This is a genomic window from Mesorhizobium sp. M1423, assembly GCF_040317575.1.
Taxonomy (GTDB): Bacteria; Pseudomonadota; Alphaproteobacteria; order Rhizobiales; family Rhizobiaceae; genus Mesorhizobium.
In genome coordinates this window covers 214,697-231,162 of the sequence record NZ_JAMYKU010000005.1, presented here as the reverse complement: position 1 = coordinate 231,162, position 16,466 = coordinate 214,697, and the positions used below count along the sequence as shown (strand labels likewise).

The 16,466-nt window shown below is 60.1% G+C and carries 12 protein-coding genes; 2 read left to right on the top strand and 10 right to left on the bottom strand.

All coding sequences use genetic code 11. The annotated features are described in order from the left end of the window. Window positions 1-2 precede the first annotated feature (2 nt). The 7 genes from NKG95_RS09270 to NKG95_RS09240 all read right to left on the bottom strand — a co-directional run bounded on the left by NKG95_RS09270 (window position 3) and on the right by NKG95_RS09240 (window position 10,124). Complete coding sequence (locus NKG95_RS09270; RefSeq protein WP_352482321.1) at window positions 3-1,184, bottom strand: ABC transporter permease; 1,182 nt, start codon at window positions 1,182-1,184, stop codon at window positions 3-5. After that, window positions 1,181-2,179, bottom strand: a complete 999-nt coding sequence (locus tag NKG95_RS09265; RefSeq protein ID WP_023716523.1) for an ABC transporter permease — start codon at window positions 2,177-2,179, stop codon at window positions 1,181-1,183. Before NKG95_RS09265 ends, NKG95_RS09270 begins: the two co-directional genes overlap by 4 nt. A 2-nt stretch (window positions 2,180-2,181) precedes the next feature. Further along, window positions 2,182-4,080 (bottom strand): ABC transporter substrate-binding protein, encoded by a 1,899-nt coding sequence (locus NKG95_RS09260; protein WP_353040506.1) that lies wholly within the window; start codon window positions 4,078-4,080, stop codon window positions 2,182-2,184. After that, complete coding sequence (locus tag NKG95_RS09255; RefSeq protein WP_353020401.1) at window positions 4,077-5,972, bottom strand: ABC transporter ATP-binding protein; 1,896 nt, start codon at window positions 5,970-5,972, stop codon at window positions 4,077-4,079. Before NKG95_RS09255 ends, NKG95_RS09260 begins: the two co-directional genes overlap by 4 nt. A 149-nt stretch (window positions 5,973-6,121) precedes the next feature. Next, a complete protein-coding gene (locus tag NKG95_RS09250; RefSeq protein WP_023716526.1) occupies window positions 6,122-7,462 on the bottom strand; it encodes an adenylate/guanylate cyclase domain-containing protein in 1,341 nt (446 codons plus the stop codon). A 51-nt stretch (window positions 7,463-7,513) separates the two neighbouring features. After that, window positions 7,514-8,857: a nucleotide sugar dehydrogenase gene (locus NKG95_RS09245; RefSeq protein WP_031193288.1), complete on the bottom strand. Its 1,344-nt coding sequence runs from the start codon at window positions 8,855-8,857 to the stop codon at window positions 7,514-7,516. A gap of 106 nt (window positions 8,858-8,963) precedes the next feature. Next, window positions 8,964-10,124, bottom strand: a complete 1,161-nt coding sequence (locus NKG95_RS09240; RefSeq protein WP_352482493.1) for a DUF3095 domain-containing protein — start codon at window positions 10,122-10,124, stop codon at window positions 8,964-8,966. Window positions 10,125-10,216: 92 nt separating this feature from the next. On the opposite strand from NKG95_RS09240, the gene NKG95_RS09235 reads away from it, so the two are divergent. Together NKG95_RS09235 and NKG95_RS09230 are read left to right on the top strand one after the other, a co-directional pair. Continuing rightward, window positions 10,217-11,305, top strand: coding sequence for a glycosyltransferase family 4 protein (locus tag NKG95_RS09235; RefSeq protein WP_023716529.1), 1,089 nt, complete (start codon window positions 10,217-10,219; stop codon window positions 11,303-11,305). Then, window positions 11,302-12,078 (top strand): polysaccharide deacetylase family protein, encoded by a 777-nt coding sequence (locus NKG95_RS09230; protein WP_352482316.1) that lies wholly within the window; start codon window positions 11,302-11,304, stop codon window positions 12,076-12,078. The genes NKG95_RS09235 and NKG95_RS09230 overlap by 4 nt, the downstream gene beginning before the upstream one ends. Window positions 12,079-12,168: 90 nt before the next feature. Here NKG95_RS09230 and NKG95_RS09225 read toward each other — a convergent pair whose 3' ends face one another. The 3 genes from NKG95_RS09225 to NKG95_RS09215 form a co-directional block, all read right to left on the bottom strand. Beyond that, window positions 12,169-13,023, bottom strand: coding sequence for an MBL fold metallo-hydrolase (locus NKG95_RS09225; protein ID WP_352884785.1), 855 nt, complete (start codon window positions 13,021-13,023; stop codon window positions 12,169-12,171). A gap of 121 nt (window positions 13,024-13,144) precedes the next feature. After that, entirely contained in the window at window positions 13,145-13,594 is a 450-nt protein-coding gene (locus NKG95_RS09220; protein ID WP_254023581.1) for a cyclic nucleotide-binding domain-containing protein, read from the bottom strand. A 157-nt stretch (window positions 13,595-13,751) separates the two neighbouring features. Next, complete coding sequence (locus tag NKG95_RS09215; protein ID WP_352715982.1) at window positions 13,752-16,466, bottom strand: ABC transporter transmembrane domain-containing protein; 2,715 nt, start codon at window positions 16,464-16,466, stop codon at window positions 13,752-13,754.

Below are 16,466 nucleotides of genomic sequence, written 5' to 3'. Positions count from 1 at the left end.
TCTCACTTGTAGGGGTCTGCGGCGTCCCGCAAGCCGTCGCCGAGGAAGTTGAACGCCAAGATGACGAGAATGACGGGGAGCATCGGCAAAAGCAGCCATGGATAGAACGCGATGACGCTGACGCTGCGCGCCTCGGTGAGCAGGATGCCCCAGCTGGTTATCGGCGCCCTCAGGCCGAGCCCGAGGAAGCTCAGCGCCGTCTCGCCCAGGATCATGCCGGGTATGGAGATCGTCGCCGTCGCGATCAGATGCGACATGAAGCCGGGAATGAGATGCCGCCCGATGATGCGGCTGCTTCTGGCGCCCATCAATTGCGCGGCCAGAACGTAATCCTCCTCGCGCAAGGCTAGAAGCTTTGAACGCACGGCCCGCGCCAGTCCGGTCCAGTCGAGCAGCCCGAGGATGACGGTGATGCCGAAATAGATCAGGATCGGACTCCAGGTTATCGGCATGATCGCCGCCAGTGCCAGCCATAGCGGAATGCTGGGGATCGATTGCAGAACTTCGATTATCCGTTGAACGATCAGGTCGAAGATACCGCCGTGATAGCCGGCCAGTCCGCCGATGACAATGCCGAGCAGGAAGCTGAAACTGATGCCGACGAGGCCGATTGTCAGTGAAATGCGTGCACCATAGATAATGCGCGAGAGCACATCGCGCCCCAGCCTGTCAGTGCCCGCCAGAAAGAGCTGGCCGTTTTCGGCAGGACAGACAAAATGCCTGTCACCTTCGATCAGGCCCCAGAACCGGTAACTGTCGCCCTTGCAGAAGAAACGGATCCGCTGAACATCATCCTGTTTCTCGATGTAGTTCCGCTTGAGCGTGTCCATATCCAGCGTCATCTGACGGCCATAGACGAACGGCCCGACGAGCTGGCCGTTGTGGAACAGGTGCACCCGCTGCGGCGGTGAATAGATGTAGTCCATGTTGCGCGTGTGCAGATTGTAGGGCGCCAGGAACTCGCAGATCAGTATCCCGAAATAAAGCGCCGCCAGGAATATGCCGGATATGACGGCAAGCCGGTGCTTCCGGAATTTCCACCACATCAGCCGCAACTGCGACGCCTGAAAGACCTTCGACTGCTCCGGCGTCATCACCTCGACCGACTGCAGGTCAAAGGGCGCGATGGAAACGTAGTGTTGCAGTGGGGCACCCGGAGCAGGCAGCGGCGATTGCGTGTTCATTTGGTGCTGCCGCCTTGCAAACGAATTCGCGGATCAAGTAGCGCCAGCGCCAGGTCGGAAATCAGGACGCCGATGACCGTCAGGAAGGCGAGGAACATCAGGAACGACCCTGCCAGATACATGTCCTGGCTTTGGAGCGCCTTGATCAGCATCGGCCCGGTCGTTTCCAAAGACAGCACGATCGCCGTGATTTCGGCGCCGGAGATGATGGCCGGCAGGATAGAGCCGATGTCTGAAATGAAGAAATTGAGCGCCATGCGCAGCGGATATTTGACCAGCGCCCTGAAGGGATGAAGGCCTTTGGCGCGCGCGGTCACGACATATTGCTTATGTAGCTCATCGAGCAGATTGGCGCGCAGCCGCCGGATCATACTTGCCGTGCCCCCGGTGCCGATGATCAAGACCGGGATCCAGAGATGGGCGAGGATCGACTTCGCCTTGGCCCAGCTCATCGGCTCGCCGAGATATTGCTGGTCCATGAGATGGCCGATGGACGTGCCGAACCAGATGTTGGCGAAATACATCAGGATCAGCGCCAGCATGAAGTTCGGAATGGCAAGGCCGAGAAGGCCGAACAAAGTCAGGCCGTAGTCGCCCCAGCTGTATTGATGCGTGGCGGAGTACATGCCGATCGGAAAGGCTATGAGCCAGGTAAAGATGATCGTGACGAAGGAAACCAGCACGGTCAGCCACATTCGGTCCCCGACGACGTCGCGAACCGGCAGCTCATATTCGAAGGAATAGCCGAAATCGCCGTGCAGCATCCCGCCGACCCAGTAGAAGTAGCGAATGACCGGTGGCTGGTCGAAACCATATTCCTTGCGCATCATCTCGATGCGATCGGAATCCACCGCTTCGCCCTGAGCCCGAAGCTCGGCAACATAGCTGTCGAAATAGTCGCCTGGTGGAAGTTCGATGATCGTGAACACCAGTGCCGATATGACCAGCAGCGTTGGAACCATCACGGCGATGCGCCAGACAAAATATCGAAGCACGCTCAGGACTCTCCAAGCCAGAATGTATCCGGCATGTAGACACCGAAATAGGCGGTCGGGTCGTAGCCGTAGAGCGCCTTGTCAGGCAGATTGCGCAGCCGCGAGGACGCCAGAATCGGCTGATGCGTTCCGTTCACCGTGCCGATCGAAAACACCTGATCGGTATAGATCGACAGCATTGAATTCCAGATTTCGGCGCGCTCCGTGGCTTCGGTCGATGCGTTCCAGCGCTTGAGTAAAGCCATCAACTCGACCACAGGCGGAAGATCGGGCGCTTCACCGACCTTGCCATGAGACAAGTAGTGAGCACCCCAGAGCGGCCATTGCAGCTGGTCGTCGACGGTGGGGGCCAGTTGGTACGGGTTCATGTCGGCGGTCGGCACGCCATTGTCGATGCCCGACCACATCGACATCACGATCTGGCCACCAAGCGCGCGGCTGCGGAAGATGTCGCGCTGCGAAGTCCGGATGAACAGGGCGATGCCGATCTTGCGCCAGTGATCGGTGATGAGCTCGAGCGCGTCGGTTTCCAGCGTGCTTTCGCCGGCCGTTTCCACTACGAGCTGCGCCGGGCGTCCGTCGGGAAGTATCCGCAGGCCGTCATCGTCACGCGCCTGAAGCCCGACCTCGTCGAGCAGGGCATTGGCCTGGTCGGGATCATGGGCGACCCAGGCTTTCGCGAATTCCGGCCGGTAGAGCGGGCTCTCCGGCAGGACCGTATCGGCACTTTCCTGCGCCAATCCGTAGAACACAGCCAAATTGATCTCGCGCCTGTCCACAGCGAGCGAAAGTGCGCGGCGCACTCGCACGTCACGAAAAAGGCCACGCCACACCTGGTCGGCACAATTCAGATTGGGCAGCAGCGCCAGCCGCGAACCCTGTGTGCGTTTCCAGAGATGCATCTTCACCGGGTAGCGCTTCTCCGCGTCTTTCAGGAAGGAGTAATCGCTGAAGTCAATTCCCATGCATTGCAGGTCGCTCTCGCCCGCACCGGTCTTGGCGGAGATGATCGCCGACGAGCTGACATTCATGACGATCCGGTCAACATAGGGCAGTTGCCGGCCATTCTCGTCTATTCGATGAAAGAACGGGTTGCGCTCGAAGACGAATTGCTCGGCCGGCGGCTTGGTCCGGTTCTGCCAGGGATCGAGCGTCGGCAGTTCCGGGTTCTCCGGGCGATACTGCCGCGACATGCGGATATGCAGGAGCGTCCATTTCTGGGCCCGATTCTCCTTCATTAGGCCGGCGAGCCGGAATGGATCCTGGTATTTCTTGTGGAACTGCTTGAGATAGGCGGCTGGCAGAACAAGCGATATCGGCGAAGCAGCGGCGAGCTTGGGCAGGAAGTCGGGATTGGGCGCATCCCAACTATAGCGGACCGTCGACGGATCGACGATCTCGAAGCGTGGCGGCTTGCCGTCCGCCAGCAGGGCCGGGGCGAGCCCGCCTTGCGAAAGCTCATCGTTCAGCCAGACATCTTCCCAGCAATAGCGAAAATCCTCCGGCGTCAGCAGGCCACCGTCAGACCATTTATGCCCTTCCCGTATCTTGAAAGTGAAGACACGATCATCCGCAACATCGAAACTTTCGAGAATGTCGGCTTGCAAGTTAAGCTTTTCGTCATAGCCGACCAGGCGAGCGTACCCGTAGATCGTCATCATCCGGATATCTTTCTGGCTGCCGATGATCGTGCGCAGCGTGCCGCCATATTGGCCGGGCTGCCGGCCCATCGCAGCGAGATTCAACGCGCGCGGGCGCTTGGGCAGACGTTCGGCGAGTGCCGGCAGCGCCCCGGCCTTCAGCTGCGGCTGAAGAAATTCCGGCTCCAGATCGCCGGCACGCAACGTGCCCGGCAGAAATGCCGAAGCCATGAGTCCAAGGATGGTGCGCCGGCTGATCAATGGCGTAGCTCGCTGACATCGGCCGAACGTCGGGCCAGCACGAGGTGGCCGCCGCCAAGATCGAGCGGCGACAGCATATCCTCGTTGCCCTCGTCGCGAAATTGCGGTCCCCATGCGCTGGTGTCGGAAGCGCCGCTGAGCTTCAGCGTCTTGAAATCCATCGGCCTGTCGAGATCGGGGAAAGGTACTGCGGCGACCAGTGAGCGCGTGTAGGGGTGGACCGGTTTCCTAAGCAGAATTTCGCGCGGCGCGAGCTCGACGATACGCCCGCCGCACATCACCGCGATGCGGTCTGCCATGTAGTCCACCACCGCCAGGTTGTGGGATATGAACAGGTAGGTCAGGCCCAGTTCCTTCTGCAGGTCCTTCAGAAGGTTCAGGATCTGCGCCTGGACAGAGACATCGAGCGCCGAAACCGGCTCGTCGCAGATCAGGAGTTCAGGCCCCAGCGCCAACGCGCGCGCGATGCCGATACGCTGACGCTGCCCGCCGGAGAAACTGTGCGGATAACGCTTGATGAAGCGCGGATCGAGCCCGATTGCCTGCATCAGGCTCTTGACCGTGGCGAGTCGGGACGCGGCATTGCCGCGTTGATGGATTTCCAGTGGCTCGCTCAAGATGTTCTCCACCGTCATGCGAGGTGAAAGCGACGAAACCGGATCCTGAAAGACCATCTGGATTTTCGCGCGCAACAGGCGCAGCGCGTCTCCCTCGGCTTCCAAGACGTCGATCGGACCATCGCGGCCGTTAAAGATCACAGAGCCGCCGCTAGGGGTGACAGCCCGCATGAGGATCTTGCTGACGGTGGTTTTGCCGGAGCCGCTTTCGCCGACAAGACCCAGGCACTCACCCCGCCTGATATCAAAGCTCACGCCGTCCACGGCGCGAACAGAGGTTTGATGATCTCCGCCGAACCATCCGGACTTGCGGATCGTGAAGGTCTTTGTCAGATCCTTGACCGACAGCAGGAGGTCGTCCGGCCCCTTCGATGCCGGCGCCGTCTGCTTGCCGAGCAGGTTCTCGACATTCACCGGCACCTCGCGGAGCGCCTGTAGCCTTTCGCCAGGCTTTAGGTCGAAATGCGGAACGGCTGCCATCAGGCCCTTCAGGTAAGGGTGGCCTGGCCGGCGGAATATCGCCTCCACGGGTCCCGCTTCCATGATGTCGCCATGGTACATGACCACCACCTCGTCGGCTACATTGGCGACTACGCCAAGGTCGTGCGTGATCAGCAGCATCGCCATGTTCAGCTTCGTCTGAAGCTCGCGCAGCAATTGCAGGATTTGCGCCTGGATGGTGACGTCCAACGCCGTCGTCGGCTCGTCGGCGATCAACAGGGCGGGCCGGCAGATAAGCGCCATGGCGATCATTGCGCGTTGACGCAATCCTCCCGAAAGTTCAAAGGGATACATGTCATAGGCGCGCTTGGGGTTGGGAAAGCCGACAAGTCCGAGCATTTCCTCGGTCAGCGCCTTGCGCTTCACCCGAGCCATGGGCGTATGAATCTGCAGCGATTCGCTCACCTGATTGCCGATCGTATGCAGCGGCGACAGTGATGTCATCGGCTCCTGAAATATTTTGCCGATGCGGCTGCCTCTCAACGCCCGGATTTCGGGTCCGTCACGCGGCATTTGCAGGATATCCTGCGTCGTGCCGGGCTTTTCAGGATCGGAAAACAGGATACGGCCGCGAACATGGGCTGTGTTCGGCAAAATGCCCATCACTGCCTGGCTGAGAACCGATTTTCCGGAACCGGACTCGCCCACAAGCGCGGTAACCTTGCCGGGCAGGACGCGAAGATTTGCACGCCTGACAGCATGCAACGGTCCCCCTATAATGGCAAAAGAGATGCCAACATCCTCGATCCGCAGCAGATCAACGCCCAAATTCATTCTCACACCAGCCCCCACTCTGGCACGTCCAGAAGGCGAGACTAACGCATTGCCAGCCTAGAGCAACTTGGATTCGAACAGTCGCCAGTTCCCTGGCGGAACCGGCGACCGGACTGCATACCAAACGCGTTCGGATCAGATCGTGGCGGTTACTGGAGCTTCCTCGGGTCGCCCGCCGACAGCCGCGCGGCATCGCGATGAAGCAGCATGACCTGCTCGGCGTCCGATATTCGGTCGTAAATCGGCTCCAGCGCACCGTCTTCATCGAGTGCAAGAGCACCCGACAAATCGGGTGAAAGCACCGTCAGCTTCTGCTTGATGCCCGCCAGTTCCTCCTTGCCGAGCGTCAGCCAGTTGTTGGCGCTGCAATAGCCGGCGAAATCTTCGCTGGCGAGAACGCTGTGCGAATATTTCTTAGTCAGGGTCTGAAGGCGCTGGACCTCGTTTACAGCCGAGCCGAAGACAGAGAATGTGAGCCGGTCGGAAAGCCCGACATTGCCGAACATCACATTGCCGACATGCAGGCCGATGCCGAATTTAATGTCGCCCAACCGCTGCTCCTTTCTGCGCAGATTGAGATCCATCATGCGCGCGGTGGCCTTGTGCGCTGCCGCAAGGGCAGCCCGGCAGGCGATCTCGGACTGCGCACGGTGCCTTTCGCAAGGGTAGACAGCAATGAAGCCATCCCCCAGGAAACTCATGATCTGCCCGCCTCTGCGATTGAAAGGTGCAGCAATGGCATCGAAAAACTGGTTCAGCGTATCGATATAGATTTCGCGGCCGGAGGTTTCGGCAAGCCTTGTCGACCCGCGCATATCGGCCATGACCAGTGCAGCCCGGATTGTGTCGCCCTCGCCGCGCTTGATCTGGCCGTCCAGCACCCGCCTGCCGGCGTCGCCGCCGAGATAAGTGGTCATCATGTTGTCGGCGAGCTTGGTGAGCACCGCCATCTTGGTTGCGATAGCGAGATGGTTCTGGATCCGCAGCAGCGCCGAAATCATGTTGTCACTGAAGCCTGCAGCACTGTCGGTGGACCAAGACCCGATCATGCCCTGACTGGTGTTGCCGCTGAACGGATGGACGAAAGCCATGTAATCGGTGACGCCCATAAGCTTGAGGTCATCGAAAACAGGAAATTCAGACGGCACCGACGGGTCGAGCCGGCGCCGCAGATGGTCGAGTTTGTGGCTGAGCAGATGGTAGTATGGGCTGGTCAGGAATCTGTCGGAAGGAACGCCGTCGTCATGACGGAAGCCTTCTACTTCCAAGCCCTGGCCGCGGAGCCAGGTGAAGCCAAGCGCGTCATAAAGCGGATGAAGCATCGAAAAGCTCAAATGCACCCGCCTCAACGGCAGGCCGGCAGCAGCCAGCCGTTCACAAAAGCCCTTTACCAATGTTTCCAGGTCGTCGCCCGCCAGCGCCGATTGGGTCAGCCAATCGGCAACCTTATCCATGAGAATGGCAGAAATTTCTGCTTGCGCTGTGCTCATGCTATCTCGAAATCTCCTTGATCCGCCACAAATTCGCCGGCTCGGACGCCGTCAGGCCTTCACCACCGTCTCTCGGGTTAGCCCGAGGCGGCCAAAAACATTGCGTGTGTCGACGATCAGAAGAGCGTGATCCGCGATCGCCTGATAGTCAATCGCGTCGTGGTCGGTTGCAACGACGACAGCATCGAAATCCTTCAAGGCCGCCTCGGTCAATTCGACCGAGCGACGCCCCTTGATCGCCATATGCTCCCGTGTGGTCGGGATCTCCGTAACATGCGGATCGTGGAATTCCGCCTTGCCGCCCCATTCCTCGATGAGTTCAATGAGCCGCAATGAGGGGCTTTCGCGGATGTCGGGCACATTCTTCTTATAGGCGAGCCCGATGATGAGAATGCGCGAGCGGCTGAGCGCCTTGCCGCAGCGCCGGTCCAGCGCCTTCGCCAGTTCATCGACCACATGACGCGGCATAGCCGTGTTGATCTCTGCCGCCAGCTCGATGAAGCGGGTCGGCAGTTCATATTCGCGCGCCTTCCACGTCAGGTAGAAGGGATCGATCGGAACGCAGTGGCCGCCAAGTCCGGGGCCGGGATAGAAAGGCATGTAGCCGAAGGGCTTGCTCTTTGCCGCCTCGATCACCTCCCAGATGTCTATGCCCATCGCACCGAGCACGACCTTCAACTCGTTGACCAGGGCTATGTTGACCGAGCGGAAGATGTTTTCCGTCAACTTGACCGCCTCGGCGGTCGCCGTGGTGGAAACCGGAACAACGGTCTTGACCACGCCCTGGTAGAAAGCCTGAACGAGTGTCGCCGCTTCAATGCCGTCGCCTGCCACGATCTTGGGGATCGTCGCGACTTCAAAGCTTCGGTTGCCGGGATCCTCGCGTTCGGGCGAGAAGCCGAGGAAGAAATCTATCTTCGACCGCAAGCCGGTTTCTTCCAGTATGGGCTTGATCACGTCGTCGGTGGTGCCGGGATAGGTGGTCGATTCCAGCACGATCAGCTGGCCGAGACGCAGATGCTTCGCGATGGTGCCTGCCGTGTTCCTGACAAAGGAGAGGTCCGGCTCACGGTTTTTCGTCAGCGGTGTCGGAACGCAGATGATGATGACATCGCAGACGGCCAGTTCAGCAAAATCCGCAGTGGCGCGGAACCGTCCGCTCGCCACCTGGCCGGCAAGGGCTGTCGAGGTCACCGCCTCGATATAGGATTGGCCGTTGTTCAGGCTCTCGACCTTCTGGGCTTCGACGTCGAAGCCGGAAACCGGGAAGCCGGCGCGTGCGATCGCAACCGCCAGCGGCAGCCCGACATACCCCAGTCCGATCACGCCGACTTGCGCGGCGCGCGTCGAAATCCGGTTCAGAAGACGGTCATATGTCGATCGTGAGGCGTCCAAAAATCTGCTTTCCCTTAATTCGGACAGACCGTCCGCTTCCATGGCGAGGCTCACTTGGTCCCAAGAACCCCGAGGCATATTGCGGAAAATCGATGTCCGCAAGCTGTCAGACCGGCACCTTCGCCTTCAGGCTTGCTGCAGCCATCGCATAGCCGCCGGCGGCGCCATCGATGAAATGAACGTGATCGCGCTGCAGCGGCGAGGCGACGAGGCATGTCATCAAGGCCGATTTCTGGCGGTGCAGGCCATAGTTGCAGATGCCCGCCTCTTCCGCCTGTTTCAGCCGGTTCTCGATCCGTTGCAACACATCCGCGTCAACGTCGATGGTCATCTTCAAGCCGTCGTCGAACTTCCGGAAATCCGAATTGCTGGCCACGTCGCGTTTGTAGATCTTCGGATCGAATTTGCCGATCGTCCAGCCATATCTATCGGTAACAGCCGTAAGCGTCATCAGGAACACTATCCACAGCTTCGACAGCCATCGCCGTCCTGCCGGCGCCGTGGCGCGCGCCTCGATATCGAGGCCGGCGGGCAGCAAACTGTAGTCCGGTCCGTTCACCGGCACCGGGTGGCCATCGCGTTCCTGCCTGCCGGCAAGGGCGATGATGTCGGAAACCAGAAACTGAAAACCGCGCAAGTCGCGCGACGCCCCCGGTATGGCTATGATCGAGACGATTTCGCCATTCCGGGCTTCGATCGGGTTCCAGCGGCACGAGAGGCCGGTCAGATCCGGCCGCGCGCCGGCCGGCGCTGGATCGATGCGGTAGCGCCCCGCTTTCATCTCGGCTTCCGCCCAACTGCCGCCACCGCCGGCGAACATGGCATAGAAGACCGCTTCGGAGGCCTGGAACCTCGCCACGCGAACGTCGAGGCCTTGCGCTCTGATATCCTTTATCGGCACGATTGCGGCACGCAAGGTCAGGTCGAGTTCGTCCGCCACCCATCTCTGGACAGCCGCCAGCGCGTTGCGGGTGATCTCCAGCGCCGAGCCGGGAAATGCCACGAGCGCGCCGTCGCCGCCGAAGACAAAGGGAAGATCTTGCCGACCCAGCGCATTGAGCAGCGCCGAAATGACGCTGGCACCGGCCATATTGACGGTTTTATAGCGCCCAGCCCCGATCGCCTTGGTCGAGCCGACGATGTCGGCGGTGGCCAGCGCCCAGCCATCGGGGAGAGGCCGATAGTTATCGATATCGGCAACGCTTTCGAACTTTGCGAAGACCGGCAGGGAAGCGACAAACGGATCGGACGCGGCAGCTGTTTCCATGAGCATCAGATAGCACATTCCACTGCTTGAAGGTGAAGTCGATCATGCTTCGAAATTGACTTGCGCAGGCTTTCCGATGATAGGGTCCGGCGATGCGAATTGCCTTCTACGCGCCGCTGAAGTCGCCCAATCATCCCGTTGCCTCCGGCGACCGCCAGATGGCACGGATGCTGGTCAAGGCGCTGGAGCATGGAGGGCATAGCGTCGAACTAGCATCCGAATTACGCTTCTATCTACGCGAACCGGATTCGAAAAGTTTCGACGCGCTCAAGATCGAGGCCCGGGAGGAAGCCGCGCGGCTGGCAAGGCTTTGGGATCGTGACGGCAAGCCCGATCTGTGGTTCACCTATCATCCCTATTACAAGGCGCCCGACCTGATCGGGCCCGAGCTGGCGTTGGCCTTTGGTGTCCCCTATGTGACAGCGGAAGCCTCCTATTCGAGGCGGCGCAACACCGGCTTGTGGGCCGATATACAAGCGTTGGTGGCGCGAGCCGTCGAACAGGCAGCGCTGAACATCTGCTTCACGCAAAGGGATCGTCAGGGACTGGCCGATGCGATTCCCGACGCCGCTTTCGGCATGCTTTCGCCCTTCATCGACACATCGGTATTCCGGGAAACGCCGGCACGGAGTTGTCCGACGCGCCTCGTTACCGTCGCCATGATGCGCCCGGGCGACAAAGTCGAAAGCTATCGCATGCTGGCGCAAGCGCTCGGTCCGATCGGCCACCTGCCCTGGACCATGTTGGTCGTCGGGGATGGGCCTGCCCGTGACGAGGTCAAAGCGCAATTCGCCGGCTTGCCCGCCGCCCGTATCGAATGGCTTGGCGCGATTGAGCCAGCCGCCGTGCCGGATGTCCTCTACAGTGGGGGAATTTACGTCTGGCCGGGTTGCGGCGAGGCCTATGGCATTGCCTATCTTGAAGCACAGGCCGCCGGCCTTCCGGTGGTGGCTCAGGACATCGCCGGCGTGCCGGAGGTCGTGCGGGATGGCCAGACCGGGTTTCTCACCCCGCCGGGCGATGTTGCGGCGTTCGCTTCTGCCATTGAAAGGCTTCTGGCCCGTAACGACGAAAGAACCATCATGGCCGCGGAAGCCAGACGTTTCATCCTCGAAGAACGTTCCCTCGGTGCTGCAGTGGCGCGGCTGGCCGAACTCCTTGCGAAGATCCCGGTTTCATGACACCCGATCAGATCTGGCAGCCCTTGGTGGAAGAACTGGCGTGCCGGCAACGGGCAGACCGCAAGGCAGAGTTCTGGCTGCGCGACGATGACGCCGTGGGTCCGACGCCTGCGCTTGATCGGCTGCTCGACCTCACCGGTGAATTCGCGGTTCCGGTGACTCTGGCCGTCATTCCGGCCCTGACTGATGAGAAGCTTGCCGTCCGGCTTGACGAGGCGCCGCATGCCACGGTCGCCATCCATGGCTGGGCGCACCGAAATCATGCGCCCGAGGACCAGAAAAAGCAGGAGCTCGGCGCGCATCGGCCACGCGAGGCGGTGCTCAATGATCTGGCTCGCGGGCTGTCGCACGTAACCGGCCTGCACGGCGCACGTACCGTTCCGATGCTGGTGCCACCCTGGAACAGGATTGACGCCGGCTTGGTATCCGACCTTGGATCGATAGGATTTGCGGCATTGTCGGTCTATGGGCCGCCGAGGCGCGCTTCACTGGCGGTCATCAACAGCAATGTCGACATCATGGATTGGCATGGCACGCGCGGCTGCCGCGATCACGGCCTATTGGTTCAGGCTATCATCGCGCAATTGCAGCATGCATTCGATGGCGGCGAACCGGTCGGTCTGCTCACCCACCATCTCGTACACGATGAATCGGCCTGGCTTTTCCTCGAACGGCTGTTCGCCGTCACCGCACGGACTGAAGCCTGCGCATGGCTTCCGATCAGGACATTGATCGGGCGCAGCGCCGGTAGAGCAATTCCAGGAAAAGTGTGAACGATTTTCCGTCTGGAATTGCGTCAAAACAAAGAGATAGAGCGCTTCGCCGTTTCTGTGAAACGGTGAAGCGCTCTAGAGGAAAATAGCTCAGCGCTTTTTGCGCAATAAGACTGGAAGTTTGAGCGTCTGGCCATCCCGCGCGGCAAAAGCGCCGGTAAACCTGTCCTTGGCCAGTTTCTCGATCTTGTCCAGTTCCTTGTCGGTGCGTGTCGGATCGTGGTGAAACAGCGCAAGCCCCCGCGCACCGGCCGCCTCACAGAGCTTGACGCCCTGTTGCCATGTCGAGTGCCCGTAACCGCGGCGGCGTTCCATTTCCTCCTCGGTGTAGGTGCAATCGTAAATGACGAGGTCGGCATCTTCGATCAGGCCGAGCACCGTCTGATCGAGTTTGTCCGGCTCGTGCTCAGTGTCTGTGATCACCGCCACGACGCGGCCGCCCCATTCGACCCGGTAGCCTATGCAGCCGCCCGGATGGATAAGACTGCCGGTTCGGACCACCACCCCTTCGCGCGGGCGAAGCACGTCTCCGGATACAAAATCGCGATAGTCGAGGCTTGCCTTGCTGATCTCCAGTTTCACCGGAAACCACGGCGGCCGCATGAACTCATCGACCATCTGCCGGGTCGTCATGTGTCCTGCAAGATGCCCGGACCAAAGCGTAACCTTGGCGCCCCGGTCATAGATCGGCGCAAAAGACGGCAGCCCGATGATGTGATCGTAATGGCAATGGGTGAAAAGCAGGTCGAAATCGGTCACGCCCAACGCCTGAAGCGCCGCGCCGGCAGGCCGTAGGCCAGAGCCTGCGTCGAACAGAAGCGTATGCTTACCGCATCGCATCTCGACGCAGATTGAGTTGCCGCCATAGCGAGAGAATTCTGGCCCTGATACCGAAATGCTGCCGCGGACACCCCAAAACCTGACCAGGAAAACGTTGTCGTCCATGCTACCCCTTCGCCATCATATCCAAACAACTGCTGCTAGGCGAGACAGGCTTTCTCCGGGTGATCTTCTCAGCGAGAGGACAGTGCCGTCACGACGGCGAGGATCGAGCGCACGTCCTTCGTTATTTCGCGCTTCGTGCGTCGATCAGATCCGCGGTCGTATGGCTTAGGCGATCGGCAAGAACCCGCAATATCTCGATGGTCATTTCCGGGAACTCCCTCATAAGCCTCAGGAAATGATCCTTGCGGATTCTCAGGACTTCCAGCGGACTTGCCGCTCTGACGGTGGCAGTGCGGGAGCTGTTGCACAATATGGCGATCTCGCCAACGATCGAATTTGGCTCCAGTTCGGCAACTTTTATCGGTCCGCTGTCGGAATCGACAAGAATATCCGCCCTGCCTGAAAGGATGACATAGGCGGCGTCTCCCTCGTCGCCCTGCCGGAAAAGGATCTGGCCGGCGCTGTAGCTCACACGATCGGATGTGAACGCAAGCAGCTTGAGCTTTGTCGGCTCGATGGCAGAGAACAAGGGAACGCGTTGCAGCATTCCAACTTCATCCTTGAGCAGCATTGTCGCAAACCTTCCAAAATTCGCGTTTGCCAGACTAGAGCAACGGACGCCCAGATGGAATCAATTCTCTTTTCGAGACGGCGAGACAAACCACGCGAAAGGTGGCGAGCCCGATGTCGTGCACCGGCAGAATGATCCCATCTGAATGTCCGTTGCTCTATGACAACAGTTCCTTGAAGATACCGTTCCCTGCCAAAAGTGTCTCGTGTGTTCCGTCTTCCGCCAATTGACCCGAGTCGAAGACGATAACGCGATCGAACATCATCGCCATTGCCGGATTCGTCACGACCCACACAATTGCCGGCGAATGGCCGTCGCGCCTGGCTTCCTCGAGCACGTTTCGCAGCACCTTATCCTGCATGCGCTGGTCGAGCGCCGAAAGTGGCCGGTTGAGAATGAGAAAATCGGGACGCTTGAGCAGGGCCCGGGCAACATCGAGCTTCTGTCGCTGTCCACCGGTCAGCCGCCTGCCGCCGGAGCCGACGTTGAAGTCCAGGCCGACATCCAGAAGTTCAGCATAAAGCCCCAGTTCGTCGAGAATGTCATAGACGATGGAGCGTATGCGGTCCGGCGCGTCGGGATGGTTGTTGCCCACACGCCCGAACAGGACGTTATCCATGACGGTGGCCGCGGCAATATATTTGGCAGGATCATACCGTTCGACCGCATTTTGCAGTTCGGGCGGCAGGTTTTCATAGAACTGGCTGCGTGCAGCGACGATCTTGCTCATCAGCTCCTCGCTCAGCAGGCCGAAGCGGTGCCGGGGCTCGATGTAGGCAAAGCTCAAGGTGACGATCATGGCGCGATCGTTCTCCGAAACCGCCTCGTGAGGACGGTTCTTGAGCCGTTGCAGCAAGGTTTCGTAGGCGGGTATCTCCTCGGCGCTCATGAAGGCGAGCTGCTGGAAGAACTGGTGATCGGGCGGCAGGTCGGCAAACAGCTCGATCGCCTGTTTGGCGATCTCCAAGCCCATTTCGTAGAGCGTGCGGTCGAGGCCGGCTTGCCTCAGCACAGAAGCAAAATAGGGATTGGCCGCCAGGGCCCTGTCGGCCAGTTCCGGGCCGGCGGCAGCGCCGAAGAGCAGGTTTTGGCCGATCGTTGCTTCCTTGTTGTAGGCGCCCGGTTCGAAAGGAACCACCAGTCCGCTCAGCCCCTCCTGTTCCAGCCGGGTTCGCAGCGCCGCACGCAGTTCGACGATCCGCCTGGCAAGCTCCGTGTGACGCGTGAGGTCGGCCGAAGAGCGCAAGCCAAGATCCAGAATGTCGCGCGACAGAACAACCGCGTCGAGCACCCGGCGCACGGCTTCAAAGAGGTCGTGCGGGCCGGTAGCGCCAGCGGAAGCATAGTTGATCCAGTCGCTGTGGATATCGAGATCCGGATTGCCCGACCGGCGCGCCTCGTGGATGTTCCAGCGGTGCTGGTCTGCCGCAGCACCGTCATAAGGCACCGATGTCAGCGGCGCATGCTTCAACCCGTAGAGCAGGTTGTCGCGGAGGCTTGCCTGGAACAGGAAAACATCCGACGAGGCATAGGACATGCGCCGGCCGGTTACTGCTTCGGGGAGTTCAAGCAGGTCGTCGGTGCCCGAAGCGACCCTTCCGCTGTCCGGCCAGTTCAGCCGCGCGAAGGCTTCTGCAAGCGCCTCCGCTCCACCTGTTGCGGTACTGACCAGCGCCACCGTCTCACCCGGCTTGACCTGGAGGGAGATACGGTTGAGGAGCATTGCACCGCCATCGTCTGCTATAGACAGATTGATCGCCGATAGGGGATTGGTCATCGGATCAGGATCGTCGATCGTCAATGCCCCGATTTTCGGCGCGATGAGACCCTCGACGGTGAACTGTTCAACGACCTGTTGATATTTGACCTGGACATCCTGCCGATCCTGATCCCAGTCGATCAGTTCCTTCATCGGTCCGGGCAGGTCCTTGTAGGCGCCGATCACGGCCACGAGCTGGCCGACGTCCAGCCTCCCCTGGATGACCAGATACCCGCCGATCATATAGAACAGAAAGGGCGTGAGCTGCGCGAGAAAATTGTTGAGGAACTTCACCATGAATTTCCATTGGTAAAGATCGAAGCGGATCTTGAAGATGAGCCCGAGCCGGGCAGCTATGTCGGCGCGCTCGTAGTTTGATGTATCGTGGACGTGAACCGCGCCGATGCCGTCGACGATTTCGCCAACCCGGCCCGAAAGCGCGCGCGCCGTCAACTGCCGTTGGCGCCCGAGCACGATCAGCCGCCGCCGCATTCGCGGGATGAGTACGATCTGGATCACCACGATCACGACCGCTATCATTCCGAGCCAGACGTTCTGGATCATGATGAACAGCATGGCCGTCAGCGCCTGGCCGCCGAGCAGTACCGGCTGCAGGAAGGCGTCGCCGATGAAGCCGCCCAGCGGCTCTACCTCGTCCTTCACCATGGTCGCCACTTCGGCGGATTTCACCCGCTTGAAGTAGACCGGCGGAAAACGCAGCACACGGTCCACCAGATCGAAGCGGATACGTCGCAGCATGCGTTCGCCGAGGCGGCCCTTGTAGGTGTTGATGTAGAATTTGAACAGGCCGTTGATGACGACTAGCAAGAGGAACACAAGGCTCAGGGCAAACAGGGTCTCCTTGCGGTCGAGCTGAAAACCGGAGAAGAACTGGACCTCTCCAATGAACGGCAGGTTATAGTGTAGCCTCATGAATGGCTGGGTCGCGCCCGGTTGCTCGAAGCCCCTACCTTGGATCGGGCCGTTGACGATCAGCTTCGGTAGGTCGAAGGACATGAAATACGGGACCATCGAAAGCACGACGATCATCAATATCCAGAGCTGCTGCTTCTTGGTGTGCGTCCAGATATAGCGGGCTAGGCTGGGTTCCAT

Coding starts and splice junctions, on each gene's coding strand:
- NKG95_RS09270 (WP_352482321.1), bottom strand. CDS start 1,184: ATGAACACGCAATCGCCGCTGCCTGCTCCGGGTGCCCCACTGCAACAC.
- NKG95_RS09255 (WP_353020401.1), bottom strand. CDS start 5,972: ATGAATTTGGGCGTTGATCTGCTGCGGATCGAGGATGTTGGCATCTCT.
- NKG95_RS09250 (WP_023716526.1), bottom strand. CDS start 7,462: ATGAGCACAGCGCAAGCAGAAATTTCTGCCATTCTCATGGATAAGGTT.
- NKG95_RS09240 (WP_352482493.1), bottom strand. CDS start 10,124: ATGGAAACAGCTGCCGCGTCCGATCCGTTTGTCGCTTCCCTGCCGGTC.
- NKG95_RS09235 (WP_023716529.1), top strand. CDS start 10,217: ATGCGAATTGCCTTCTACGCGCCGCTGAAGTCGCCCAATCATCCCGTT.
- NKG95_RS09230 (WP_352482316.1), top strand. CDS start 11,302: ATGACACCCGATCAGATCTGGCAGCCCTTGGTGGAAGAACTGGCGTGC.
- NKG95_RS09225 (WP_352884785.1), bottom strand. CDS start 13,023: ATGGACGACAACGTTTTCCTGGTCAGGTTTTGGGGTGTCCGCGGCAGC.
- NKG95_RS09220 (WP_254023581.1), bottom strand. CDS start 13,594: ATGCTGCTCAAGGATGAAGTTGGAATGCTGCAACGCGTTCCCTTGTTC.
- NKG95_RS09215 (WP_352715982.1), bottom strand. CDS start 16,466: ATGGAACCCAGCCTAGCCCGCTATATCTGGACGCACACCAAGAAGCAG.